This is a genomic window from Chitinivorax sp. PXF-14, assembly GCF_040812015.1.
Classification (GTDB): domain Bacteria; phylum Pseudomonadota; class Gammaproteobacteria; order Burkholderiales; family SCOH01; genus JBFNXJ01.
In genome coordinates this window covers 252,322-276,409 of the sequence record NZ_JBFNXJ010000004.1, presented here as the reverse complement: position 1 = coordinate 276,409, position 24,088 = coordinate 252,322, and the positions used below count along the sequence as shown (strand labels likewise).

General features: G+C 63.4%; 19 protein-coding genes. 7 read left to right on the top strand and 12 right to left on the bottom strand.

Annotation, left to right across the window (positions count from 1 at the left end; genetic code table 11):
* The first annotated feature begins 2 nt into the window (after positions 1 to 2).
* Both ABWL39_RS07660 and ABWL39_RS07655 read left to right on the top strand, forming a co-directional pair.
* Entirely contained in the window at positions 3 to 794 is a 792-nt protein-coding gene (locus ABWL39_RS07660; RefSeq protein ID WP_367788738.1) for a YgcG family protein, read from the top strand.
* Between the two features lie 2 nt (positions 795 to 796).
* Positions 797 to 1,294, top strand: coding sequence for a TPM domain-containing protein (locus tag ABWL39_RS07655; RefSeq protein WP_367788687.1), 498 nt, complete (start codon positions 797 to 799; stop codon positions 1,292 to 1,294).
* A 444-nt stretch (positions 1,295 to 1,738) separates the two neighbouring features.
* On the opposite strand, the gene ABWL39_RS07650 is transcribed toward ABWL39_RS07655, so the two are convergent.
* Positions 1,739 to 3,232 (bottom strand): AMP nucleosidase, encoded by a 1,494-nt coding sequence (locus ABWL39_RS07650; RefSeq protein WP_367788685.1) that lies wholly within the window; start codon positions 3,230 to 3,232, stop codon positions 1,739 to 1,741.
* A 159-nt stretch (positions 3,233 to 3,391) separates the two neighbouring features.
* Positions 3,392 to 4,459, bottom strand: a complete 1,068-nt coding sequence (locus tag ABWL39_RS07645) for an ABC transporter ATP-binding protein (RefSeq protein ID WP_367788683.1) — start codon at positions 4,457 to 4,459, stop codon at positions 3,392 to 3,394.
* Between the two features lie 119 nt (positions 4,460 to 4,578).
* On the opposite strand from ABWL39_RS07645, the gene ABWL39_RS07640 reads away from it, so the two are divergent.
* Positions 4,579 to 6,231, top strand: coding sequence for an adenosylcobalamin-dependent ribonucleoside-diphosphate reductase (locus ABWL39_RS07640; RefSeq protein WP_367788681.1), 1,653 nt, complete (start codon positions 4,579 to 4,581; stop codon positions 6,229 to 6,231).
* A gap of 24 nt (positions 6,232 to 6,255) precedes the next feature.
* Here the strand turns inward: ABWL39_RS07640 and ABWL39_RS07635 are convergent, their stop codons facing one another.
* The 3 genes from ABWL39_RS07635 to ABWL39_RS07625 all read right to left on the bottom strand — a co-directional run bounded on the left by ABWL39_RS07635 (position 6,256) and on the right by ABWL39_RS07625 (position 9,755).
* Entirely contained in the window at positions 6,256 to 7,980 is a 1,725-nt protein-coding gene (locus ABWL39_RS07635) for a PHA/PHB synthase family protein (RefSeq protein ID WP_367788679.1), read from the bottom strand.
* 106 nt (positions 7,981 to 8,086) lie between these two features.
* Positions 8,087 to 8,602, bottom strand: coding sequence for a hypothetical protein (locus tag ABWL39_RS07630; protein WP_367788677.1), 516 nt, complete (start codon positions 8,600 to 8,602; stop codon positions 8,087 to 8,089).
* 355 nt (positions 8,603 to 8,957) lie between these two features.
* Entirely contained in the window at positions 8,958 to 9,755 is a 798-nt protein-coding gene (locus tag ABWL39_RS07625) for an inositol monophosphatase family protein (RefSeq protein WP_367788675.1), read from the bottom strand.
* A gap of 239 nt (positions 9,756 to 9,994) precedes the next feature.
* Here ABWL39_RS07625 and ABWL39_RS07620 point away from each other — a divergent pair, with 239 nt between their 5' ends.
* The 4 genes from ABWL39_RS07620 to ABWL39_RS07605 all read left to right on the top strand — a co-directional run bounded on the left by ABWL39_RS07620 (position 9,995) and on the right by ABWL39_RS07605 (position 14,383).
* The gene (locus ABWL39_RS07620; RefSeq protein WP_367788673.1) at positions 9,995 to 10,726 is read left to right on the top strand and encodes an RNA methyltransferase; all 732 of its coding nucleotides are present in this window, start codon (positions 9,995 to 9,997) and stop codon (positions 10,724 to 10,726) included.
* A gap of 331 nt (positions 10,727 to 11,057) precedes the next feature.
* A complete protein-coding gene (locus ABWL39_RS07615; RefSeq protein ID WP_367788671.1) occupies positions 11,058 to 11,714 on the top strand; it encodes a TetR/AcrR family transcriptional regulator in 657 nt (218 codons plus the stop codon).
* Complete coding sequence (locus ABWL39_RS07610; protein WP_367788670.1) at positions 11,711 to 12,790, top strand: HlyD family secretion protein; 1,080 nt, start codon at positions 11,711 to 11,713, stop codon at positions 12,788 to 12,790. Before ABWL39_RS07615 ends, ABWL39_RS07610 begins: the two co-directional genes overlap by 4 nt.
* 9 nt (positions 12,791 to 12,799) lie before the next feature.
* A complete protein-coding gene (locus tag ABWL39_RS07605; RefSeq protein WP_367788668.1) occupies positions 12,800 to 14,383 on the top strand; it encodes a DHA2 family efflux MFS transporter permease subunit in 1,584 nt (527 codons plus the stop codon).
* A gap of 71 nt (positions 14,384 to 14,454) precedes the next feature.
* Here ABWL39_RS07605 and ABWL39_RS07600 read toward each other — a convergent pair whose 3' ends face one another.
* From ABWL39_RS07600 to ABWL39_RS07570, 7 genes are all read right to left on the bottom strand, one after another.
* Positions 14,455 to 16,071, bottom strand: a complete 1,617-nt coding sequence (locus tag ABWL39_RS07600) for an OmpP1/FadL family transporter (RefSeq protein ID WP_367788666.1) — start codon at positions 16,069 to 16,071, stop codon at positions 14,455 to 14,457.
* 17 nt (positions 16,072 to 16,088) lie between these two features.
* Complete coding sequence (locus ABWL39_RS07595; protein WP_367788664.1) at positions 16,089 to 17,489, bottom strand: transporter; 1,401 nt, start codon at positions 17,487 to 17,489, stop codon at positions 16,089 to 16,091.
* A gap of 23 nt (positions 17,490 to 17,512) precedes the next feature.
* The gene (locus ABWL39_RS07590; protein WP_367788736.1) at positions 17,513 to 18,235 is read right to left on the bottom strand and encodes a C39 family peptidase; all 723 of its coding nucleotides are present in this window, start codon (positions 18,233 to 18,235) and stop codon (positions 17,513 to 17,515) included.
* 327 nt (positions 18,236 to 18,562) lie between these two features.
* The gene (locus ABWL39_RS07585; protein WP_367788662.1) at positions 18,563 to 19,267 is read right to left on the bottom strand and encodes a DUF6160 family protein; all 705 of its coding nucleotides are present in this window, start codon (positions 19,265 to 19,267) and stop codon (positions 18,563 to 18,565) included.
* Between the two features lie 468 nt (positions 19,268 to 19,735).
* Positions 19,736 to 21,256, bottom strand: coding sequence for a fumarate hydratase (locus ABWL39_RS07580; RefSeq protein ID WP_367788660.1), 1,521 nt, complete (start codon positions 21,254 to 21,256; stop codon positions 19,736 to 19,738).
* Positions 21,257 to 21,479: 223 nt separating this feature from the next.
* Positions 21,480 to 22,250, bottom strand: coding sequence for a TrmH family RNA methyltransferase (locus ABWL39_RS07575; protein ID WP_367788657.1), 771 nt, complete (start codon positions 22,248 to 22,250; stop codon positions 21,480 to 21,482).
* A 107-nt stretch (positions 22,251 to 22,357) separates the two neighbouring features.
* Positions 22,358 to 24,067: a CocE/NonD family hydrolase gene (locus ABWL39_RS07570; protein WP_367788655.1), complete on the bottom strand. Its 1,710-nt coding sequence runs from the start codon at positions 24,065 to 24,067 to the stop codon at positions 22,358 to 22,360.
* Positions 24,068 to 24,088: the final 21 nt, after the last annotated feature.

The window sequence follows — 24,088 nt, the reverse complement described above, 5'->3', positions numbered from 1 at the left end:
CCATGGCCGAGGTACCCGTGCCGGCGCTCACCGCGCGCGTCACCGACCAGACCGCCACGCTGTCGCCCGCGCAGCGCGCGGCGCTGGAGGACAAGCTGTCCGCCTTCGAAACCCTCAAGGGCAGCCAGCTCGCGGTGCTGATCGTCCCCACCACGGCGGAAGAAACGATCGAGCAATACTCGCTGCGCGTGGTCGAACAATGGAGGCTCGGCCGCAAGAAAATCGACGATGGTGCGCTGCTGATCGTCGCCAAGGATGACCGCACGCTGCGCATCGAGGTTGGCTACGGGCTCGAAGGCGCGCTCAACGATGCGACGAGCAAACGCATCATCAGCGAGACCATCGTGCCGCATTTCCGCCAAGGGGATTTCTATGGCGGCATCGACACGGGCATCGAGCAGATGATGCGTGTCGTCGCAGGCGAGCCCCTGCCCGCGCCGCCAGCCCGCAGCGCACACGACGAGCGGCCCGGCCTGTCACAGATCGGACCGCTGGCCTTCCTGTTCGTCATTGTCGGCGGCGCGATGCTGCGTGCGCTATTCGGCCGCCTCGCCGGGGCCACGCTGGCCGGCGCCGGCGCGGCATTACTGGCCTGGTTCGTCGCCGGTGCGCTGTCGATCGCGGCGATCGCCGGGCTGATCGCCTTTTTCTTCACGCTGCTCGGCGGCGGCATGGGCAGCCGCGGCGGCTGGCACAGCGGCGGCTCGGGCGGCATTAGCGGGGGCTTCGGCGGGGGCGGCTTTGGTGGCGGGGGCGGCGGCTTCGGCGGCGGCGGTGCCTCGGGGAGATGGTAACGATGGCGCGCTCACGCATGCTCCGGCACCTGCTCACCCCGCATTGGCGGCTGCGGTGCTGCTTTCCGGCCTCCACTCAGTCCGCCATCGAGGCGGCCATCCAGGCCAGCGAGCACCAGCATGGCGGGCAGATCCGCTTCGCCGTCGAGAGCGCACTGCCGGCCGCCCGGCTATGGCGCGGACAGACGCCGCGCGAGCGGGCGCTCGAGGTGTTCGCGCAACTCGGCGTCTGGGATACCGAGCACAACAACGGCGTGCTGATCTACCTGCTACTGGCCGACCGCGCCGTCGAAATCGTGGCCGACCGTGGCGTCAGCCGCCGTGTCGCGGTGCAGGCATGGGCGGACATCTGCCGCGACATGGAGACCGCCTACCGCGCAGGCAGCTACGAGGCCGGCAGCGTGGCGGGTATCACAGCCGTCACGCACTGCCTGGCGGAGCACTTCCCGCCCCAAGCCGGCGGCAGCAACGAACTGCCGGACAAGCCGGTATTGCTGTAGCGGCGTGATTCGCTGCCCGCCGTCGCACCTTGTTGCCGATAGCGGGTATCAACGGCAAAACGGATGCAACACATACCACCCGGCCAATTGCGCAGCAAGCACCAGCCCAGCCCCGTCGCCACTGCGCATACGCATCGCCGATGGCAACCGGCAGGCGGCCGAGACCTTGTATCGCGCCGCTTACCCAAGGCTGGCGCGCTTTCGCACACACCCGACACGCCGCAGCACGCTGCTCGACGATGCGAAGCGTGCGCCCAGCGTCGGCCAGACAGCGGCAACGGGTAAGCCGCGATCCCGGTCGGTTTTTTTTCGCGATCGCCGCGCCTTTAGTGATCTGGTCAGCAAATCGCTAAAGGTATTTAAAGGCGCTCGGCGAGCCGGAGGAAGCCGATCTCGACACATTCTGCAGCAACACCGTCATCAGCCTTGCACAGCAGATGGGTTTTACTGGAACGCCACCTCGGCGAAGCTGCGCAGCTTGCGGCTGTGCAGCTGGTCGATGCCTTGCCCGCGCAGCAGCTCCATCGCGCGGATGCCGATGCGCAGGTGCTGGTCCACGCGGTCGCGGTAGAACTGGTTGGCCATGCCGGGCAGCTTGATCTCGCCGTGCAGGGGCTTGTCGCTGACGCACAGCAAGGTGCCGTAAGGCACGCGAAAACGGAAACCGTTGGCGGCGATGGTGGCGCTCTCCATGTCCAGTGCCACCGCACGGCTCTGACTGAAGCGCCGCTGCGGGCGGTTGTCGGGCAGCAGCTCCCAGTTGCGGTTGTCGGTGCTGGCCACGGTGCCGGTGCGCATGATGCGCTTGAGCTCGGGGCCGCGTATGCGGGTGATGTCGGAGACCGCCGCCTCGAGCGCGAGCTGGATTTCCGCGAGCGCCGGGATGGGTACCCACAGCGGCAGGTCTTCATCGAGCACGTGGTCTTCGCGCACATAGCCGTGTGCGAGCACATAGTCGCCGAGTTGCTGGCTGTTGCGCAGCCCGGCGCAGTGGCCGAGCATGATCCAGGCATGCGGGCGCAGCACGGCGACGTGGTCGGTGATGGTCTTGGCATTGGCCGGGCCGACGCCGATGTTGATCATGGTGATGCCGCTGCGGTCGGCACGCAGCAGGTGGTAGGCGGGCATCTGCGGCAGGCGCGGCGGTGCGCTGCCCAGCTCGTCGCCGGGCTCGGCGGCGAGCCCCTGGCGGCGCGTGACGACATTGCCGGGCTCGACGAAGGCGATGTATTCGCTGCTCGGGTCGCTCATTGCCTCGTGGCCGAGGCGCACGAATTCGTCGATATAGAACTGGTAGTTGGTGAACAGCACGAAATTCTGGAAATGTTCGGGCGCCGTGCCGGTGTAGTGCCGCAGCCGATGCAGCGAATAGTCGACGCGCGGCGCGGTGAACAGCGCCAGCGGCTGCGGCTCGCCGGGGCGCGGCTCGTAGGTGCCGTTGGCGATGCCGTCGTCCATCGCGGTGAGGTCGGGCAGGTCGAACATGTCGCGCATCAGCTGGCGGCACTCGGCACTCAGCGAGCCCTCGATGTGATCGTGCTCGGCAAACGAGAAATGCACCGGTATCGGCTGCGAGCTGGTGCCGATCTCCAGCTCGGCGCGATGGTTCTGCAGCAGCAGCGCAAACTGTTCGAGATAGTAGTCGCCGTAGAGGTCGGGCCGCGTCAGCGTCGTCTCGAAGCGGCCCGGCCCCGCCACGAAGCCGTAGCTGAGGCGGGCGCTGTCGCTCGCGTTGAAGCGCGCCACCGTGTCGGTCTGCACGCGCACGAAGGGATAGCAGGCGCGCACGCGGCCCGGCAGGTCTTCCCCCGCGACGAAGCGCTGCATGGCGTCCTTCAGGTGGGCGAGGCTGTTGTCGTAGATCGTGCGCACCTGGGCGAGCGCGCCGGCCGGGTCGGCATGGCGGGAGGGGGCGATGAAGTCGGGCAGATAGGGCATGGCGTGCAGTCCATAGTGAGGAGGGGCTGGCCGCAAAGCGGCACGGGTGCTTGCTTGCAGCATCGCAGAAAAGCGCCGTCGCTGTGAACGCCCCACGGGCCGCGCCGGCACAACTGGCGGCCCTGCTGTTGCGAAAACGCCGCGCGGGCCGGCGTGGATCTAGTTCAGCCGGCTGCCGTCGCCAGCATCGAACAGGTGCAGATGCGCCAGCGGCCAGCCAAGCCTGACCGCCAGCCCCGGTTGCAGGGCGAGGCGGTGGTGCAGGCCGACGCAAATCAGCTCGTCGCCGGCCTTGCCATAGAGATGGGTGGCGTCACCCGATGGCTCGACGATGTCGATCCTGAGCTCGACCGGGCCCTGCGCATCGACGGCCAGGTGCTCGGGTCGAATGCCGAGCGTGACGGCCCGGCCCTCGTCGAGCGCCAGCGGCGGCAACGGAAACGCCGCCCCCTCGCGGGTCGCCAGCACCAGCAGGCCGTCGCGACGCTGCACCATGCCGGTGATGAAATTCATCGCCGGTGAGCCGATGAAGCCTGCCACGAACTGGTTGAGCGGATGGTCATAGAGCTGCAGCGGCGGCCCCACCTGCTCGATGCGCCCGCCATTCATTACTACGATGCGGTCGCCGAGCGTCATCGCCTCGACCTGGTCGTGCGTGACGTAGATCACCGTATGGCGCAGGCGCTGGTGTAGTGCCTTGATCTCGGCGCGCATCTGCACGCGCAGCTTGGCGTCGAGATTCGAGAGCGGCTCGTCGAACAGGAACAGCGCCGGGTCGCGCACCATGGCCCGCCCCATGGCCACGCGCTGGCGCTGCCCGCCGGACAGCTGGGCCGGCTTGTGGTCGAGCAGGTGCGAGATCTGCAGCATGTCGGCGACGCGCGCGAGGATGGTGTCCTGCTCGGCTCGCGGGATGTTGCGCATATCCATGCCGAAGGTGATGTTCTTGCGCACGCTCATGTTCGGGTACAGCGCGTAGCTCTGGAACACCATGGCGATGTCGCGGTCCTTGGGCGGCACCTGGTTCACCAGCCGGCCGCCGATCCAGATCTCGCCGCTGCTGACCGCCTCCAGCCCGGCGATGCAGTTGAGCAGCGTCGATTTGCCGCAGCCCGACGGCCCCACCATGACGACGAACTCGCCATCCTCGATGTCGAGATCGACGTCGCGCACGATCTGGCTGCCGCCGAATTGTTTGCACACCTTGCGCAAGCTAACCGATGCCATGCGGCCCTCGTGTCACGATCTAGTATGGAGATAGGCAAGCCCCGCCCTGCACGCCTGCGACGGCCCAAGCCCAGGGCAGGCCAATACCGCGCGGCGTACCGCTCTATCGAGGATAGCGCATGAACGACATCTCATCCGTGGTCTGGCGCCTTAAGTACCAGTGGCACCTCAACGGCCAGGCCAGCGAGCACGCCCCGACGGACAGCTGGCGACGCGTGGCCGATACACTGGCGCAAGCGGAGCACGATGCGGCGGCGTGGTCGCGGCGCTTCTATTCGATCCTCGAAGACTGGCGCTTTCTGCCGGGCGGACGCATCCTCGCCAACGCCGGCACCCACGCCGACGCCACGCTGTTCAACTGCTTCGTGCTCGACACCCTCGACGGCTCGCCATCGGGCCAGGCGCACGCCGTGGCCGAGGCCATCGCCACGCTGCGCACCGGTGGCGGCATCGGGCTCGACCTGTCGCCGCTGCCGGCTGGTGAGGTAGCTCCGTTCCTGCAGCGGCTGGAGCAGGCCGCAACCGACGCGACCGAGCAGCTGCAGCGCCGTGGGGCGATGATGGCCACGCTCGGTTGCACTCATCCCGACGTACAGGCTTTCGTGTCGGCCAAGCACCACGGCGGGCTCAGCCATTTCAACCTGTCGCTGCTGATCGGCGATGCCTTCATGTCAGCCATCATCGACGATACGGCGTGGCCGCCCGGGGCGCCCGATGCACGACACGCGCGCCGGCTGTGGCGGCTCATCGGCGAGAGCGCCGCGCTGAGCGCGGAGCCGGGCCTCTTGTTCATCGACCGCATCAACCGCGACAACAATCTCGGCTATCGCGAGCACATCCGCGCCACCAACCCCTGCGGTGAGATACCGCTGCCCCCGGCCGGGGCCTGCAATCTGGGCTCACTCAACCTGACGCGCTTCGTGCGCGCCCCGTTCACGCCCAGCGCGGCACTCAATTGGCCCGCGCTGCGGCAGACCACGGCCATCGCGGTGCGGCTGCTCGACAATGTGTACGAGTTGTCGGGCTTTCCCCTGCCGAGCCAGGCGACGGCTGCGCGCGCCAGCCGGCGCATCGGCCTGGGCATCACCGGCCTCGCCGACGCGTTTACCATGCTGGGGCTGCGCTACGGCGAGCCGGCGTCGCTGGCCTGCGCCGCGCGCATCATGCAGGCCATCGGCCACGCGGCCTACCAGGCCTCGATCGAGCTGGCCGCCGAAAGGGGCCCCTTCCCGGCCTTCGATGCCACACGCTATCTCGCCACGCCCTTCATCGCCGCCCTGCCCGGCTCGCTGCGCCAGGACATCGCACGCCACGGCATCCGCAACAGCCATCTGCTCGCCATCGCGCCGGCCGGCAGCATCAGCCTGCTGGCCGGCAATGTCTCGTCCGGCATCGAGCCGATCTTCGCCCTGCACGGTGAGCGGCAGATACGCCTGGCGGATGGCAGGCTGCAGGCCTTCCCGGTCGAGGATTATGCACTGGCGCTGTATCGCACCCGCACCGGCCACGGTGACGTGCCCCCCGCCTTCACGACCGCTGCCGAGGTGCCGCCGGCAGCCCATATCGCGCTGGTAGCCGCGCTGCAGGCACAGGTCGACAATGCCATCTCGAAAACCGTGGCGCTGCCCGACACCGCCACGGCCGCAGACGTGTGCGCGAGCTATGAGGCGGCCTGGCGCGCGGGCCTCAAGGGCATCACGGTTTACCGCCATGGCGCCACGGTCGGGGCCGGCGTGATCGGCGAATGCGAGGACGGCCTGCGCTGCCGTTAGCCGCCAGGCTCGGCCATCCCCGGCTCAGGCCAGCAGCACGTAGCTGCCCGGCGCGTCGCCAAGCCCGGTCTCGTCGGGCTGCCGCGCCGGCACGGTGCCCGCGCCGTTGTGTTGCCTGAGCCAGCCATCCCAGGTCGGCCACCACGATCCCTCCTGCACCGGGGTGGAGCGCTGCCACTCGTCGGGCGACAGGTATTTATCCTGCGCGAGCTGCGTGCGCACCTGGTGCACGCGGTGCGCGTGGCCCGGTTCGCTGACAATGCCGGCGTTGTGGCCACCGTTGACCAGCACGAAGGTGACATCGGCATCGGACAGCATGCGTATCTTGTAGACCGATTTCCATGGCGACACGTGGTCCTTGGTCGTGCCGACGGCGCAGATCGGCGCGCGGATGTCGGTGAGCGCCACAGTTTTCCCATCGATGTGATATTGCCCGGTGGCCAGCTCGTTGTTGCCGTACAGCCGGCGCAGGTATTCGGTGTGCATGCGATAGGGCATGCGCGTGGCGTCGGCATTCCAGGCCATCAGGTCGTTGAGCGGCAGCCGCGTGCCGAGCAGATAGTCGCGCGTCAGCCGCGACCAGAACAGGTCGCGCGAGTTGAGCAGCTCGAACGCGCCGTGCATCAGCCCGCCACGCAGATAGCCCTTGTCCCACATGACATCCTCGAGGAAGGCGAGCTGGCTCTCCTCGATGAACAGCGACAGCTCGCCCGGCTCGTCGAAATCGACCTGCGCCGCGAACAGCGTCACCGTGTTGAGGCGCTGATCGTCGCGGCCCGCCAGCCAGGCGGCGGCAATCGCGAGCAGCGTGCCGCCGAGGCAGTAGCCCGCAGCATTGATGCGCTGCCCCGGCAAGGCGCTGCTGACATGGTCGAGCGCGGCGAGCACACCGAGCTTGAGGTAGTCGTCCATCATCAGGTTGCGGTCGCCGGCGTCGGGGTTCTTCCACGACAGCATGAACACGGTATGGCCCTGTTCGACGAGAAAGCGTACGAGCGAGTTGTGCGGCGACAGATCGAGGATGTAGTACTTCATGATCCACGACGGCACGATGAGAATGGGCTCGGCGGCCACCGTGTCGGTGCTCGGCGCATACTGGATCAGCTCGATCAGCCGGTTGCGGAACACCACCTTGCCCGGCGTGACGGCCACCTCGTGCCCGACGCGAAACAGGTCGGCACCGGCAGGCTTGCCACGGTGCTGGTGGCGCTGCACGTCGTCGAGCCAGTTCTGCCAGCCGCGCAGCAGGTTCTGCCCATGCTCGCGGCCGGTGGCCTGGATCACTTCCGGGTTGCTGGCAAAGAAATTCGATGGCGAAAAGATGTCGAGCAGCTGGCGCATGGTGAAATTCACCACCTGCTCGTGATGATCCGTCACGCCGCGCACATCGGTGGTCGCATAATGCCACCACTGCTGGCCGAGCAGAAACGACTGGTAGACCGCGTTGTAAGGCCAGGCCTGCCATTCGCCGCTCTCGAAGCGGTTATCCTGCACCAGCGGCTCGATCGCGCGCTGGCCGCTGGCGGCCGGGGCATGTGCGCAATAGTCGAGCAGGCGCATCCACTGGAACACCGCCTTGTCGACCAGTTGATGCTGCTTCGCCGGCGACAGGCCAAGATGAATCGCCCAGTCGAAAAAGGCCTGGGCCAGCGCGGCCGGCGAGATGCCGCTGGTGTAGCGGCTGATCCACACATGCAGCAGGCGATCGAAATCGAGCAGGCTGTCTTCGGTCTGTTTTGCGGTGTCCATCGCGGGTCTGCACTCCGGGTTGCGCCGCCAGGGCCATGGCGGGGTTCACACAAAACTTGGCCGCCCGGAAAAGGCGGCCAAGTTCATCGAGGATGGCGGAGCAAGCTCAGGCAGCCTTGCTGCGCGCGGCGGGCTTGGCTGCAGCCTTGATACCGGCGTCGGCCGCACCAGCGAGATCCTGGGTGGATTTCACGAAAGCCTGGTACATTTCGCCCGACGCATTGGCCATGGCATTGAAGGCATCGGCCAGCGGGTTGCCCAGGTTTGCCGCCCCCTTGGGCTGGCCCAGCGCCTGCAGCACGGCCGACTGCCAGTTGGTGACGGCTCGCTGCAAGTCCTGCGCGACGACGGCGTTATTATGATTGGAGACACGGGCTAGATCGTTCCACTGGCCCATCAGGGTCTGTAACACCTCGCCCTGCTGCTTGAGGAAACCGCTCGGGTCGCGCTGCAGCATGGCGGAACTCGCATTGGCCAGCGAGGCGACATCGACATCGGCAAGCGCTTCGAGCTCGACCGAGCCAAAGCGCTGCAGGCTTTCGAGCATCACATTGCAGAGATCCGCCGCCAAGCCGAGATTGGCCTTGTACAGCGCAAGCGGGAATTGCTGATCGTAGGACATGGATAACACCTCCAGAACTCAAGTGACCGATCGACACGCCAAGGCAGGGGCATGCCTTGCACATGTCGCGAGAAGGCTAGAAACCAGTCCCAATAGGCAACGCCCGAGACCAGGCGCGGGGAGCAATCAGGTGCCGCCGCTGCGGCGGGTGTTATTGTGAATCGGATCGAGTGCCTGGCGGGCGGGCGGGCATCGGATCACGTGGCGATCAGCAGATCACGTCGATGACGGGACATTTTTTAATCATAGACCGAGTCGCCCAATCATTCTTGACTCATATCAAGCATCGGGCCGACACCAGCAACAAGGAGAACAGCCCGCCCGTCCATATGACCGGGTCGGGCTGCAAGGGGGATCAGCGCGTGAGCGCGTCGTTCAGGTGGGGCTGCAAGGCTTGCAGCAACTGGCCGAAGATCTTGGGCGAGCCGGCGATCAGGTTGCCGCTTTCGAGGTAACCCTCGTTACCGCCGAGATCGCTCACCAGGCCACCCGCCTCCTGCACCAGCAAGGCGCCGGCGGCGACATCCCAGGGCTTCAGCCCGAGCTCCCAGAAGCCATCGAAACGCCCGCAGGCAACATAGGCCAGGTCCAGCGCGGCGGCACCGGGGCGGCGCAGGCCGGCGGTCTTCTGCAGCAGGTCCTTGAACATCGCGAGGTAGCTGTCGAGGTGGGTAAAGTCGGAATACGGGAAGCCGGTGCCGATCAGCGCGTCCGACAGCTGGATGCGCTTGCCGACGCGGATGCGGCGGTCGTTCAGGAAGGCGCCGGAGCCACGCGTGGCGGTGAACAGGTCGTTGTGTACCGGGTCGAAGATCACGCCCTGGGTCAGCACGCCGTTGTGCTGCAGCGCGATCGAGATCGCATATTGCGGGAAACCGTGCAGGAAATTGGTCGTGCCATCGAGCGGATCGATGATCCACTGGAATTCGGAGTCACCTGTCGCGCCGCCCTCTTCCGCCAGGATGGCGTGGTTCGGATAGGCTTCGAGCAGCACTTCGACGATCGCCTGCTCGGCCGCACGGTCGACTTCGGAGACGAAATCGCTCTGGCCCTTGCGCTCCACACGCAGCACGTCGAGGTTGTTGGAAGCGCGGTTGATGATCGATCCGGCACGGCGGGCGGCCTTGACCGCAATATTCAGCATCGGGTGCATGTAGTGACTCCAGTGCGAAGGATGACTGCCACGCAAAACGAACGACTACGCACCCGGCAGGGCCGCTGTATCGTCCGCCCGACGGGCTCAGACATCACTCACGATGAAAAGGAACGAGCAGGCTCAGCCCTCAGAATAGCCGATGCCTGCGACAATGGGCGCGTATTGTATTGTTTTCTCGAGGATAAATAAACTCGGGTTTGCGCTAGAATGGCCGGCTTTGCTTTTTCGAGCCCATCATGGACAACGTACTCGACCGCATCCGCATCGTTCTCTCGCGCCCGAGCCATCCGGGCAACATCGGCTCGGCCGCCCGGGCGATGAAGGTCATGGGCCTGTCGCGGCTCTATCTCGTCAGCCCGCAGGCCTTTCCCAGCGACCATGCCGACGCGCTGGCCAGCGGAGCCGTCGACGTGCTGCGCAACGCCACCGCGTGCACCTCGCTCGGTGAGGCGCTGAGCGGCGTCGGCTTTGTTGCCGCGCTGTCGGCACGCCGCCGCGACCTGACCTTGCCATCGGAAAACCTGCGCGAAGCGGCGGAACATATGGTCGGCCTGGCGGGCAGCAATGAAATCGCCTTCGTCTTCGGCAACGAGACCTTCGGCCTCTCCAATGACGAGGTGATGCAGTGCAATCTGCTCGTGCACGTGCCGGCCAACCCGGTCTACAGCTCGCTCAACCTGGCCGCCGCGGTGCAGCTGGTGTGCTACGAGCTGCGCATGGCCGCGGGCCTGCGCGAGTTCGATGACCAGAACGAGGCCCCCACGCTGGCCACGCAGGATCAGGTCGAAGGCATGCTGCAACACCTCGAAGCCACGCTGATCGAAATCGGCTTTCTCAACCCGGCCAACCCCAAGCGCCTGATGCCGCGGCTGCGCCGGCTCTACAAGCGCGCGCGGCTCGAAAACGAGGAAATCGACATCCTGCGCGGCGTGCTCACCAAGACACTGCAAGGCCGCAGCAGCAAGTAATAAGTGTGGGCCGTCACACTCGGCGGCCCGCGCCGGGGGCGGCGCCACTCGCCATTACCGGCGGCCCTGTCTGGATAGGCGTTCTGCCTGCCAAGCCGGCCCCTCCATCGCCGCCTCACCACCCGCCGCCTCGGTGGCAAATTGCGGATATATGCGCCCACACACCTCCTCGCCAGATGCCCATGGCGGCAACCCAGCCGCGTCGCCAAGCCTAGGCTGCGCCGTAACGGCATCCAGCAATACGCATAACGTCCTCTAAAGACTGGAAAAGTTCGTTGACAGCATAACTATCCTGAAAAATAATTAACCAACCAGTCAGTTACTAAATATCATGAACACTCCATGTAGCAGCCCACGCTGGCAACGCCGTAAGGATGCGCGCCCCTCGGAAATCACCAGTGCCGCGCTGGCCCTGTTCATCCAGAAGGGCTTCGCCGCCACCAAACTCGACGAGGTCGCCCGCGCGGCCGGCGTCACCAAGGGCACGCTTTACCTGTATTTCTCGAGCAAGGAAGAGCTGTTCAAGGCAGCCATTCGCGAGACGCTGATACCGTCGATCCAGATGGCGGAAGAGTTCGTCGCCGATTCCAAGCTGTCGGCCACCGAGATGCTGACCCATCTGATGAACAAATGGGTCGAGCTGATCGTCGAGTCACCCGCCAACGGCATCTCCAAGCTCGTGGTCGCCGAGGCGGGCAATTTCCCCGACCTGGCCAACTTCTATCTGAATGAAGTGATGACGCGGGTGCGCAAGGTATTCGGCGAAGTGCTCGAGCGCGGCATCCAGGCCGGCGAGTTCCGCCCGATGCATCTCGGCTTCGCCATCAAGGAAATCATTTCGCCGGTGATCCTGCAGACCATCTGGCACCACACCTTCAGCCCCTATGGCCAGGAGGCCATGGACCTGGGCGAATTCACCCGCTTTCACCTGAGTGTCGTGCTGAAAGGCATTCAGGCCGCACCTGATAACACGGAGAACCAAGCATGACGACAGAAACCCCGGCCGGCAACGCTGCACCGGCAAAACAGGGCAAGGCCCGCCTGGTCCTGATGATCATGGCGATCGGCATTGCCGGCGGCCTCGGCTACCGCTGGTGGTACGGCCATCACTATGTGAGCACCGACAACGCGCAGGTCGAAGGCCGCATCGTGCCGATCGCCGCGCGCGTGGCGGGCTATGTGCGCGCCGTCAATGTCTCGGACAATGAGCTGGTCAGGACGGATTCCGAGCTGGTCAAGATCGACGATCGCGACTACAAGGCCAAGCTGCTGCAGGCCGAGGCCGAGCTCGCCATTGCGCTCTCGAATACCGGCAACAAGCAGGGCAACGATGTCGGCCAGGCCGTGGCGCAAATCAACTGGGCCCAGGCCAACGCCTCGGCGGCCAGCGCCACCATCAAGCAGGCGGAAGCCAATCTGCAGAAGGCCAGGAACGATCTCGAGCGCATCAAGTCGCTCGCGGCCCAGGCGATGGCGTCGCAGCAACAGCTCGACGCGGCGGAAACCACCGTGCGAACGGCCGAAGCGCAACTCAAGACCTCGCGTGACTCGGCCAGCGCGGCCGGCGAACAGGTGACCGTGTACTCGGCCGCCTTGCGCTCGGCACGCTCCAAGGTCGACGCGGCACGCGCGGTGCGCGACCTCGCGGCGATCCAGCTCGCCGATACCGGCCTCAGGGCACCGAGCAACGGCCTCGTCAGCAAGAAAAACGTCGAAGTCGGCCAACTGGTGCAGCCGGGCCAGACACTGATGAGCCTCGTTGCCGACGACGACATCTGGGTGGTCGCCAACGTCAAGGAAACCGATGTCGGCAAGGTCAGGAATGGCGCCGAGGCGGAAATCGAAGTCGATGCCTACCCCGGCGTGACCTTCAACGGCAAGGTGGAATCGATCAGCGCCGCCACCGGCGCCAAGTTCACGCTGCTGCCACCGGACAACGCCACGGGCAATTTCACCAAGGTCGTGCAGCGCATCCCGGTGAAAATCCGCTTGGCCAAGCGTGACGATGCGCAACATCCGCTGCGCCCGGGCATGAGCGTGTTCGCCACCATCAAAGCCAGCTAAGGAAGCCCCATGCGCCCCATGCTGCCAGGGCTGTCGCGCTCGACCTCGCCCGCGGCCATCCACGCCAACCGCTTCATCATCGCGATGACGGTGACGCTTGCCTCGGTGCTCGAACTGCTCGACACCAGCATCGTCAACGTCGCCGTGCCCCACATGATGGGCACGCTCGGCGCGACGCTCGACGAGATCGCCTGGGTGTCGACCGGTTATGTCGTCGCCAACGTGATCGTGCTGCCGATCTCGGGCTGGCTGTCGAGCCAGTTCGGGCGGCGCAACTACTTCGCGCTGTCCATCCTCCTGTTCACGATCGCATCGATGGCCTGCGGCGCCGCCACCACGCTCGAGTCGCTGGTGATGTGGCGCATCATTCAGGGCATCGGCGGCGGCGGCCTGCTGGCCACCGCGCAGGCGACCATCTTCGAGGTCTTCCCGCAGAAGGAGATGGGCACGGCGATGGCCATCTTCGGCATGGGCATCATGGCGGGCCCGGCGCTCGGCCCGACGATCGGCGGCTGGCTCACCGATGCCTATTCCTGGCCGTGGATCTTCTACATCAACCTGCCATTCGGCATCGTCGCGCTGCTCTTGACGCTGATCTACGTGCCGGACTCGGGCCTGCAGCAAAAGGCCGAGCGCATCGACTATATCGGGCTGATCCTGCTCGCGGTCGGCATCGGCACGCTGCAGACCATGCTCGAGCGCGGCGAGAAGCAAGACTGGTTCCAGTCCGGCGAAATCATCACGCTGGTGATCGTCAGCTTCGTGTCGCTTTACACCTTCGTGATCCACGAGCTGGAGACCGAGCACCCGATCGTGAACCTGCGCATCATGCGCGATGGCCAGTTCAGCGCCGGCCTGCTGTATGCGTTCCTGACCGGGGCCGCGCTGTACTGCACGATCTTCATGTTCCCGGTTTACGCGCAGTCCCTGATGGGATTCAACGCATTCCAGACCGGCATGTTCATCCTGCCCTCGGCCATCGCCACGGCCATCGCGCTGGCCACCACCAGCAAGCTGGTGGCGCGCGGCGTATCGCCGAAGGTGCTCATCGTGCTGGGCACGGTGCTGTTCTGTTACTCGATGTGGCAGCACAACCACTTCACCACCGAAAGCGGTGCCGGCGACTTCTTCTGGCCGCTGGTATTACGCGGGCTGGGGCTGGGGATGGTGTTCGTGCCGCTGAACAACCTCGCCATGTCCAATGTCGAGGCGATCGAGATTCCCGGCGCAAGCGGCCTCTACAACCTGACGCGCATGCTCGGCGGCTCGGTGGGCATCGCCACGGCGGCCACCAGCCTGGGCCACTTGCAGCAGAGCGAGCGCCTGCACCTGGTCGAACACCTGGCCGGCAACGATCCCGCGGCCATGGGCAGGCTGGCCCAGCTCAAGCAGATACTGATCGGGCGCGGCATTCCCGATGCCATGGCGCAGATCAAGGCCTATGCGGTGATGAATATGCAGGTGGAGAAACAGGTAACGATGCTGGCGTTTGCCAAGCTGTTCCTGTGGTTCGGCGTCATCCTGGCCTGCGCCCTGCCGCTGCTGGCGCTGATGCGTCACAACCGCTACTCGCAGAGCGTGGATTTGCACTGAAGCAAACAGGTGCAAGCAACAAGAAAGCCGGCAATTGCCGGCTTTCTTGTTTGCGCTGCCGCCAGGGCGGCTTAGAAACGCTTGCGGATGGTGATGCCGCCCACGTCGACCTTGAGGCCAGTGGTCACATCCAGGCCCGCATACGGGTTGTACACCACGTTCAGCAGGTTGTCGCAGTTCAGGTTGCAACTCGAATTGGCCTGCGCCGTGTAACGCGTATGCAGGAAGGCGATCGTCGCGTCGATATCGGTGAACTTGTCGATCGAATAGCCGAAGCCGATCCCGTACAAGCGGTCATCCGACAGCGGTGCCACGGTATCGATGCGGTCCGGCCGCACCGAGCTCTTGCGGAACTCCACCCCCATGCGCGTGCGCAGCTTGCTGGTCACATCGACCTGCAAGCCGATACCGCCGCTCCAGGTGTTCTTGTAACCGCGCGGCATCACCAGCTTGGTCGCATCGGGGTAACCGAACAGGCGGGCCATCTGCAGCGCAGACAGCTCCTGGTCGAAGTCGAAGACGAAGTTCTCCCACGCCTTCCAGTTGGTCCAGCTGACGTCGCCGTTCAACTGGATACGGCCGAACTTGAACTTGGTACCGACCTGGATGTGCTTCGGATACGGCAGCGTCAAGGTCACGTTGCCCTCTTCCTTCTCCGGCACCGAGCTCGGCTGCGCCAGCGCCGCCAGAATGATCGGGCCCAGAGCCGAATGGCTGACGCCATCGTAGAAGGCGCGGATATTGGGGTCGTACTCGAACTTGTACTTGCCCGTCATGCGCATCTTGCTCTCGCTCTGGTACACGCCGCCGAGCGCGAACCAGTCGTTCGGTTCCCACAGAAAGCCCAGATAGAGAGTCGGGTCGGAAGGAACGGAAACCTGGAACTCCAGGTTGGCGATCTTGTTGAACGGGTTCATCCGCCCCTTGCTACACAGGCCGAACAATACCGTATCGATCGGGTTGCCCCCCTCGGGGCACAGCGCTTTCTGCAATTGCCCGACCATCGCGAGCAGCTGGTTCGGCGCCCGGAAATCGGTATTGAGCGCCAGCGCATGGTGCGACAGTGATGCCGTCACGCCCAGCGACAAGGTATCGCTGACCTTGTAGCCCATCGATGGCGCGAAATAGGTGAAACGCTGCAGCACCATGGTGCGACCGCCGAAGCGGGTCGGATCGTCATCCCCTTGGCGCGAGCGGTCGTAGGCCACCAGCTGCGGCGCAAACAGCATGTCCGCGAAGGTGAAGCGAGAATCGGGCTCGTTGTACGAGAAGCCGCTCATCGGCGCCACGATGACCGGCACCTTGGGCTTCACCAGGCCGATGCCCGGGACGTAGAACGCGTGATCGGCACTGGTGCTGCGCTGGCCGATGACCGGGTCTTCCTTGAAGCCGAAGATGCCCTTGTAATCCTCCGGCGCATTGAACTCGGCAAACGTGCGCACACGTGCCGCCATCAAGGTCAGATCATGCCGCTTGCCGGTCAGGTGGGTAAGCCCCGCCGGGTTGTAGTGTACCGCCTCGATCCCGCCCGGGTCGGCCGTCACGGCATTGCCCAGCGACATGGCACGCAGGCTGACACCGATGTTTTCCCCGACCGCCGCCAGCGACGGAGCGCTCAGCGCCGCCAGGACAGAGGCTACGAGCGCCTCGCGCCACTTGCCGCGCAGGCTGTATGTTGACTTCGCCATCGTACTCAACTCCCGGCTTAGAAGTTGAGCGGCATGTTCACGCCGAACGAGAAGTCAGGCGACTCGTTGGTCAAGCCGATGGCGGCAGTAAAGCCGAGCGTGAATTTGGGGTCGAGGCGCCAGGTCAGGCCAAAGTTCATCGAGCCCGAGGTTTCCATGTCGAGCATGACCGAGGTGCCATCATGGAAGATCAGCTGCGATTGCTTGGACCACGACACCTGGGTCGACAGGTTCAGCGCGATATCGTACGACAAGGCGTAGCCGAAGCCGGCGCCCACGTTGAAGCCGCTGCCCGGCTCGATGGCGGAGATACGGCGGCCTTCGTTGCCGCGCACCTGGTTCAGGCCAGTCTTCTTGAGGTTGTACGAGTAGCCCAGGGAGCCGAACAGCACGACCGGGTCGATGACCTTGGACAGGTTGCCGCTGACGGTGCCGCCCCAATAGCCGCTACCGGTCGACAATTCCTTGCCGGCGATGATCTCGTAGGGGCTGATGCCGGTCGGCGCACGCACCGAGCCGTTGATGGTCAGCGACGGCATGCGGCGCGACACCTCGATAGGCTGCCAGCGCGTGTTGAGCGAGAGATCACCGATACCGGTCACCCAGCGCTTCAGATTGTTGGACGAGTCGTACTTGTACACCAGCGGTACTGACACACCCACGGTCAGGTTGTCGCGCAGGCCATAGTCGCCGGTAATCGTGTTGGTCACCGTATGCGTCGCGTCACGCTCCAGCCCGAACTTGGAGATATTGAACTGGTTCTGGCTGTTGCTGGCGACGGCGTAATCGAGGCGATCCGCGCTGATATAGCTGTAGTTGAAGTCATAGCTGAAATCGAACGAGCCCTTCTTGAGCAGGGTGTAGTTCTTTTCCTGCGAGGTCAGCACGTCTTCAGCCAGCTTCTTGTTGTCCTTGTCGCCTTCCTGCTTCGCCAGTGCCTGGCGAGCCGCATCGGTTGTATCCTTGCCGCCGGCAGCAGGCGCCGCAGCGGTCTTGGCCGGCGGTGCGCTGGCTGGTGCGGCAGCTGGGGCCGGTGTCGACGCGACAGCGGGCTTCGTCTCTGCTACTGGTTTAGGTTCGGCTGGCGCTTGCGCCGTGGCAGCCTTGGGTTCCGCTGCCTTTTGTGCCGCGGCGGGTGCAGCTACGGCTTCCGCGCTTGCCGTTGCGGTCTTGGCGCCTTTGCCCTTCTTGGCGTTTTTCTGGCTGGCCTGCGCCGGAGCAGCGGGTGCCTCAGCTGCCGTGGCAGCCGGGCGGCTGTCCTGCGGCAGGTCCGTTACCGGTTGCAGTTTTTTGGACTCCCCCGGCTCCTGGATCTGGTTCACACCAAGCGGTGTGCGTTTCGGCTCGGCATCCGCATCGGCTGCGACTGCGGTTCCACCCATAAGCGCCAAGGCCAGCGCGACGATTTGCTTGTTCAATTGAAGCACCCCGTAATCGAATTCTATTTATGCTTGTAATAAACCGTGCCGCCTGCGGCTTTATCGACCTTACGATCCAGTGGCAGGCCAAAAGCCGGTAGCGTAGCCAACACCGATTGCCGGATGCGATCTTCGTCCATCACGCGCAAATCGTTGTCAGTCAGTTCCAGACGATTGTTGATATCGACGCCGTCCTTGGGATAGATGAGGAACAGCACGTTACCATCCCAGAACTTGAGAAACTCGGATGTCGTAAAACTGATCTTGCCCTGGGCAGGATCTGCCAAATAGATATGGCCGTCGCGGATCTCGCGGAACACCACGAAATGCTTGAAACCTGCATGCTGAATACCAACGATGCCCGGTTGACGCAGGTCGATCAGATCGCTCAATTCAGCCTTGAAGCCCGCGCTCTTGTAGCCTAGCGATGCGACATAGCGTTTCATGTCGAGCAGCGAGAAACCACGACGCTGCACGATCTTGTCCTTCTCGCCGAACTTGAGCATGCCTTCCATGACTTCCGACTCTTGCAGGCTTTCGCTGAGGAAATAATTAAGAACGGTTGTCAGCGCAGCCGAGCCACAGCTGTAGTCGAATGCCTGATGCACCAGGCCGCTGTATTTGAGGTCGGACAAGGGACGGATGGCGATCTGTTCGCCCCCCCTGAATTCCGGAATGGTTTGTACAGGGTAAACGCCGTCGGGGCTGTCCTTGATGTCAGTCAGGCCGACATTGGTCATCGCCATCAAGGCCATTACGATAGAAAGAAACATCCCCCACTCCAAATCAATGCATCGCGCATATCGGATATTACTGGGTTTTGGTTTTTTTTCAATAATTTTTATGCATTTAAACTATTGTCAGACAAAATATCCAGCAATATCAATCGCATACTAGAAAAACAAACAACAAAACCACGTTCACACCAGACAAATCGGCGAGATTTTCAGTCAAAAAGATGTGGTCATCTTCGGTAAATCAATAAATAAATTAGCCAAGCTGCAAAAAATAAAAAATCCACCACGGAAAACCGTGGTGGATTTTCAATCAGGCTGACGTTGTCAGCAGACTGATTACTGGTGACCCCAGATTGCAACCTTGGTACCGTAGAAGTCCATACCCTTCATTTCCAAGGAGCCCATCGAAGCACCGTTACCTACCTTGATCGCGCCGACGCGGAAGCTAGCAACAGTACGCGGCATTTCGATTACGATTGCGGAAGCGTAGTTGGTGCCAGTGATCGAGCCAGGAGCGCCGTTGGAGCCAGCACCACCTTCGAGAACGTCGTTAGCGCCGTAAGCCTTCAGGTAGTCAGCGTAGTTAACAACGTAGCCCGGAGCCAGGGTGTTGCCGTTCGGAACGTTGGTAGCAGTGCCGTTAACGTTTACGAGGCCAGCAGGTGCAGTGCCCATGCCTTGATCAACGATAGTGAAGTTGATTTGGTCCAGCTTCTTAACGTCGATACGGATCGGCGACAGGAAGATAACCGGGTTGGAGTAGTCAGTGCCAGTGCTCAGGTACTGAGTGTTGCCACCAACTGCGAAGCCAACTTGACGAGCGATGGTGCTGCCGCTACCGATCGCGATGTCTTGGAAGTGCAGGGAGTTGCCATCGTCAGTCCAGATCACGTCATCGATGTGAGCCTTGATGGTCAGTGCGATGCTGATACCTTCTTGACCGGTTTGGGTGCCCAGAACTTCGTCGTCGACGTTGGTCATTTGAGCGAAAGCAGGAACGGATGCCAGGGCCAGTGCAGCAGCAATCAGAGACTTCTTCATAGTTTTACTCCTCGTTTATCAGACTTAGTTAATGACAGTTGGAAAAACTGATACCCCTCTAAACCATGCACCAGACACATGCGCAGTGCTTTTGATTTGTTTCGCGCCGTTACGTTTAGTGCATGGACTCTAGATTAGAGCTTTAACTCTCAGGTGTCAACAAGAATGCATAAAAAAAATGAACTTTTCATATCGAGGAATGACGACAGCGTATTCGAAACACGATAAGTCTTTGTAATAAAAATAGAAATCACCAAACACAAGATCAAAATCCCGGCCCAATTTTTCGCCTACCCAGCCCTCGTCACGTTCCGAGGCCTACTAAGTTTTACTTCGCCCATCCCTCGCCCTGTGACGTTTTCCTGTCATTTGCATACAGCTGGAACAGCCGCACTTCGATGATTCGCGTGTATCCGCCCAAAAACAAAGGGGCCCATATGGGCCCCTTTGCTGGTACAAGGAAGAAAATCAGTTTGTGGCGACGGGAATCTTGCCGATCCGGGCCTGCCACTCAGCTGGGCCGGTCTTGTGGACCGACGTACCCTGGCTATCGACGGCAACCGTCACCGGCATGTCGACGATGTCGAACTCGTAAATGGCCTCCATGCCCAGGTCTTCAAAGGCGACGACCTTGGCCGCCTTGATCGCCTTCGACACCAGGTAGGCCGCGCCACCAACGGCCATCAGGTATACCGCCTTGCTGTCCTTGATCGCATCGATCGCAACGGGGCCGCGCTCAGCCTTGCCCACCATGCCCAGCAGGCCGGTCTGCTCCAGCATCTGGCGTGTGAACTTGTCCATGCGCGTGGCCGTCGTCGGGCCAGCAGGGCCAACCACTTCGTCGCGTACCGGATCGACGGGGCCGACATAATAGATAAAGCGGTTGGTGAAATCGACCGGCAACTTCTCGCCCTTGTTGAGCATGTCCACCATGCGCTTGTGGGCCGCGTCGCGCCCCGTCAGCAGCTTGCCGTTCAGCAGCAGGGTTTCGCCCGGCTTCCAGCTGGCGACGTCTTCTGCCGTCACCTGGTTCAGATCGACACGGCGCGCCGAGGCCGAGGCCGACCAGGTCACGGCCGGCCAGTCTTCCAGCTTGGGTGCATCGAGCTTGGCGGGGCCGCTGCCGTCCAGCGAGAATTCAACGTGGCGTGTTGCGGCGCAGTTCGGGATCATGGCGATCGGCAAGCTGGCAGCGTGCGTCGGGTAATCGAGAATCTTCACGTCGAGCACCGTCGTCAGGCCGCCCAGGCCCTGCGCACCGATGCCAAGTGCGTTGACCTTCTCGAACAGCTCGATGCGCAGTTCCTCGACACGGTTTTGCGGGCCGCGCGCGATCAGCTCCTGGATGTCGATGTGCTCCATCAACGATTCCTTGGCCAGCATCATCGCCTTTTCCGCGGTGCCGCCGATGCCGATGCCAAGCATCCCCGGCGGGCACCAGCCAGCGCCCATCAACGGTACGGTCTTGAGCACCCAGTCGACGATGCTGTCGGACGGGTTGAGCATCGCGAACTTGGACTTGTTTTCCGAGCCGCCGCCCTTCGCCGCGATCTTCACCTCGATGGTGTTACCCGGCACCAGGTCGAAATGTACGACGGCGGGCGTGTTGTCGCGCGTGTTCTTGCGCAGGCCGGCCGGGTCGGCGAGGACCGAGGCACGCAGCTTGTTGTCGGCATCGTTGTAGGCACGGCGCACGCCTTCATTGACCATGTCCTGAATGGACATGGTACAGCCTTCCCAACGCACATCCATGCCGACCTTGACGAAGGCGCAGACGATGCCGGTGTCCTGGCAGATCGGGCGATGCCCCTCGGCACACATACGCGAATTGGTCAGGATCTGAGCGATGGCATCCTTGGCGGCAGGGGATTCTTCGCGTTCATACGCCGCGCCGAGCGCCTGGATATAGTCGATCGGATGGTAGTAGGAAATGAACTGCAGGCTGTCGTAGATGCTATCGATGAAGTCTTGCTGGCGAATCACGGTCATTGCGGCCCCGACGGTGTTGATGGAGGGAAGAGGTGGAATTTTATCAGAATCGACGGGCTTGATCCGGGCCGATGCATTGAAGCGCCGTGCCCACGGCGACCCATCGGGCTGGATATCGGATTGCCGTGAGATCGGCGAGCCGCCATGCCGGCACGCCCCATTTAAGGAAGATTCATGCGCGGCTGATCGCCCTGCCCTGCTTGCGGCAGGCCGTAAACAGGCGCTACAGCTGCTGGCGCACGCGCTCGAACAGGCACACCGCCGCCGCCGCCGCAACATTGAGCGACTCGACCTTACCCGGCATGGGAATACGCAATCGCAGCGTCGCCAGCACAAGCAGGCCATCGGAGACGCCGGCGCCCTCGTTGCCGAGCACGAATGCCGTCGCGCCGCGCAGATCGGTGTCGTACAGCGATTGGCTGTGCTGCAGGGTAGTCACCGCGACCTGCCCGTGGAAATCGCGCGCGACCTGGGCCAAGTCGGCGTGTTCGTGGATGTCGAGCGCCAGGTGTCCGCCCATGCCCCCTCGGAGCACCTTGGGCGACCAAGCGTCGGCGCATCCGGCAGACAGGTGGACGGCCCCCACCCCGGCAGCCGCCGCGGTGCGCAGGATGCCGCCGACATTGAGCGGGTCCTGCACGTCGTCTAGCAGCACGATGCAGTCGTGGCGGTGCGAAGCAGGCTTGGGAATACCAACGATAGCGAGTATGCCGACCGGGGCGCTGATTTCGGCGAGCTGGGCAAACAGGCTGTCGCCGACGACCAGCCTGCGCTGGGCCTCGGCATCGCGCCAGAGCGGCGCAATCTCGCCGTGGGCCAGCGCGGACTCGGCAACCAGCAGCAGCTCGAAGCCGCGCGCCGCCTCATGCCACGCCGTGACCAGGTGAATGCCTTCGAGCACAGCCTGCCCTGCCTTGCGACGCTCGCGCGCGGACTCCATCAGCCTGGCGAGCTGTTTGATTTGCGTATTCTGGCGCGACGAGATGATTTCCATGGCGGGCAACAAAGCGGACAAGCCGGCATTGTCGCCCGCAGCCCTAGCCTCGGGCAACAGAAAGGCCGGCTTGTGGCCAGCCTTTCTGGAGGTTGCTGCCAGCGTGATCAGCGCATGGCGGGCAGAACCAGCGTGGATTGCTTGTCCGAGCCAAACACGAAGCGTGTATCGAGATAACCGTTGCTCGGGGCGCTATACAGGCTGTCGCGGGTATCAAGCACCACCGCGACGCGGTGGCCGGCCGGTACGTCATACGCGGTGGCAGAGAACTCCAGCGGGAAGTCGACAACCTGCCCCGGCGTCGCCGCATGCAGCGTGCGGACGCCATGGGTGATCAGCGTTCCCCAGCCCTGCGCGTCCAGATCATATAGATAAGCCACGACCTGAGCTTGCGGCTGTGACGGCTTGACGCGCAGATTGAGCTTGGGGATGCCGCGCAGTTTGAGCGTCGAGCCCAGGGCAGGCCCCTCGTAACGCACGCCCTGCCCGCGCAGCACCGACGGCAGCCAGTTCAGCACTGGCACGCCGAGGCTCTCGAAGGTGGTTGACAGAATCGGGATCAGCCCGCTCGTTGCTGTCGTGTCTAGGCTGTTGTCGATCCAATCCTGATACGTGGCCGAATTGGGGGCCGTGAGCAGATCGCCGGCACCGCCCTTCCAGCATACGCAGCCCCAATCCCAGCGGATGTCGCCACGCGGGCCGACATAGTACTGGCGATTGTCGATATTGCTCGCCGGCAGCGTGTCGAACTGATCGCGCACGCCGCTGAATTTCACTTCCATGCTGACCTTGGGCTCAGAGACGATGCCGTTCTGCTGGCCCTTGAGCCAGTAATCGAGCCAGCGATGGGCCTGGTCGTAGATATAGTTGTCGGCACCGAGCAAGGCGCCGGGCAGCTCGGCGCTGGCGTGGATGCCCTGGTTGACCAGCAGCTTCTTGGGCCCGGTCAGCTGGCGGAACATCTCCATCGACGAGTTCGGGATGAACATGTCGTCCTGGAAGTTCTTGCTGATGAATGCCGGTGCATTGCGCGCGTTGATCATCGGCACATATTGCAGTGGCGAGCGGATCTTGGCCCAAGCCTTGATCTCGTCGATCTTGGCTTGCGATGTGTTCGGGTCCTGCAGCGCCTTGATATATTCCTGGACGATGGGATTGAGGCGCCCGGTGAACTTGCCGGAATAGAACAGCACGTCGCTCCAGGTCTTGTTCGGCGTATCGGCGGTATACAGCTGGTCTTCCAGATTGCCCCAGGTGGACAGCGCCACGGCGGTCTTGACGCGCGGCTCCTGAGCCAAGGCCATCAGCGCAATGCCGGAACCATAAGAGATACCGCTGACGGCGAGGTTGTTCATGTCGGCCGGCGTGTTGGCCGCCAGCCAGTCGAGCGACGACGACACATCACGGATATCCTGCGGCCCGGCCACTTCGACCTGTCCACCGGACAGATAGAAGCCGCGTGCGGTGTAACTCAGCACGACATAGCCATCCTTGGCCAGGCGGTAGGATTGGCCGATGTACTCGAAGAAGTCGGCTGCGGCCCAGCTGCTCACCATCACGACGGTCGGGAATTTCTGTGTCGCGCTGGTGCGCTTGGGCAGAAACAGGTTGGCCGTCAGCTTGGTGCCATCCCAGCTGGTCAGCGTCAGGTTGTTGATCCAGCAGGTACCGTCGTATGGCGAAACCTTGCCGGGCGAGGTCAGGTAACTGAGGTAGGGCTCGCCCGCTGCAGTGGGCTGGCAGTTGACGCCCGCATGGGCAAGGCTGGCGCATGCAAACAACCCCGCCGCCGCGAGTACATAGTGCTTAGGTTTCATTTCTCCATTCTCCAAATATGT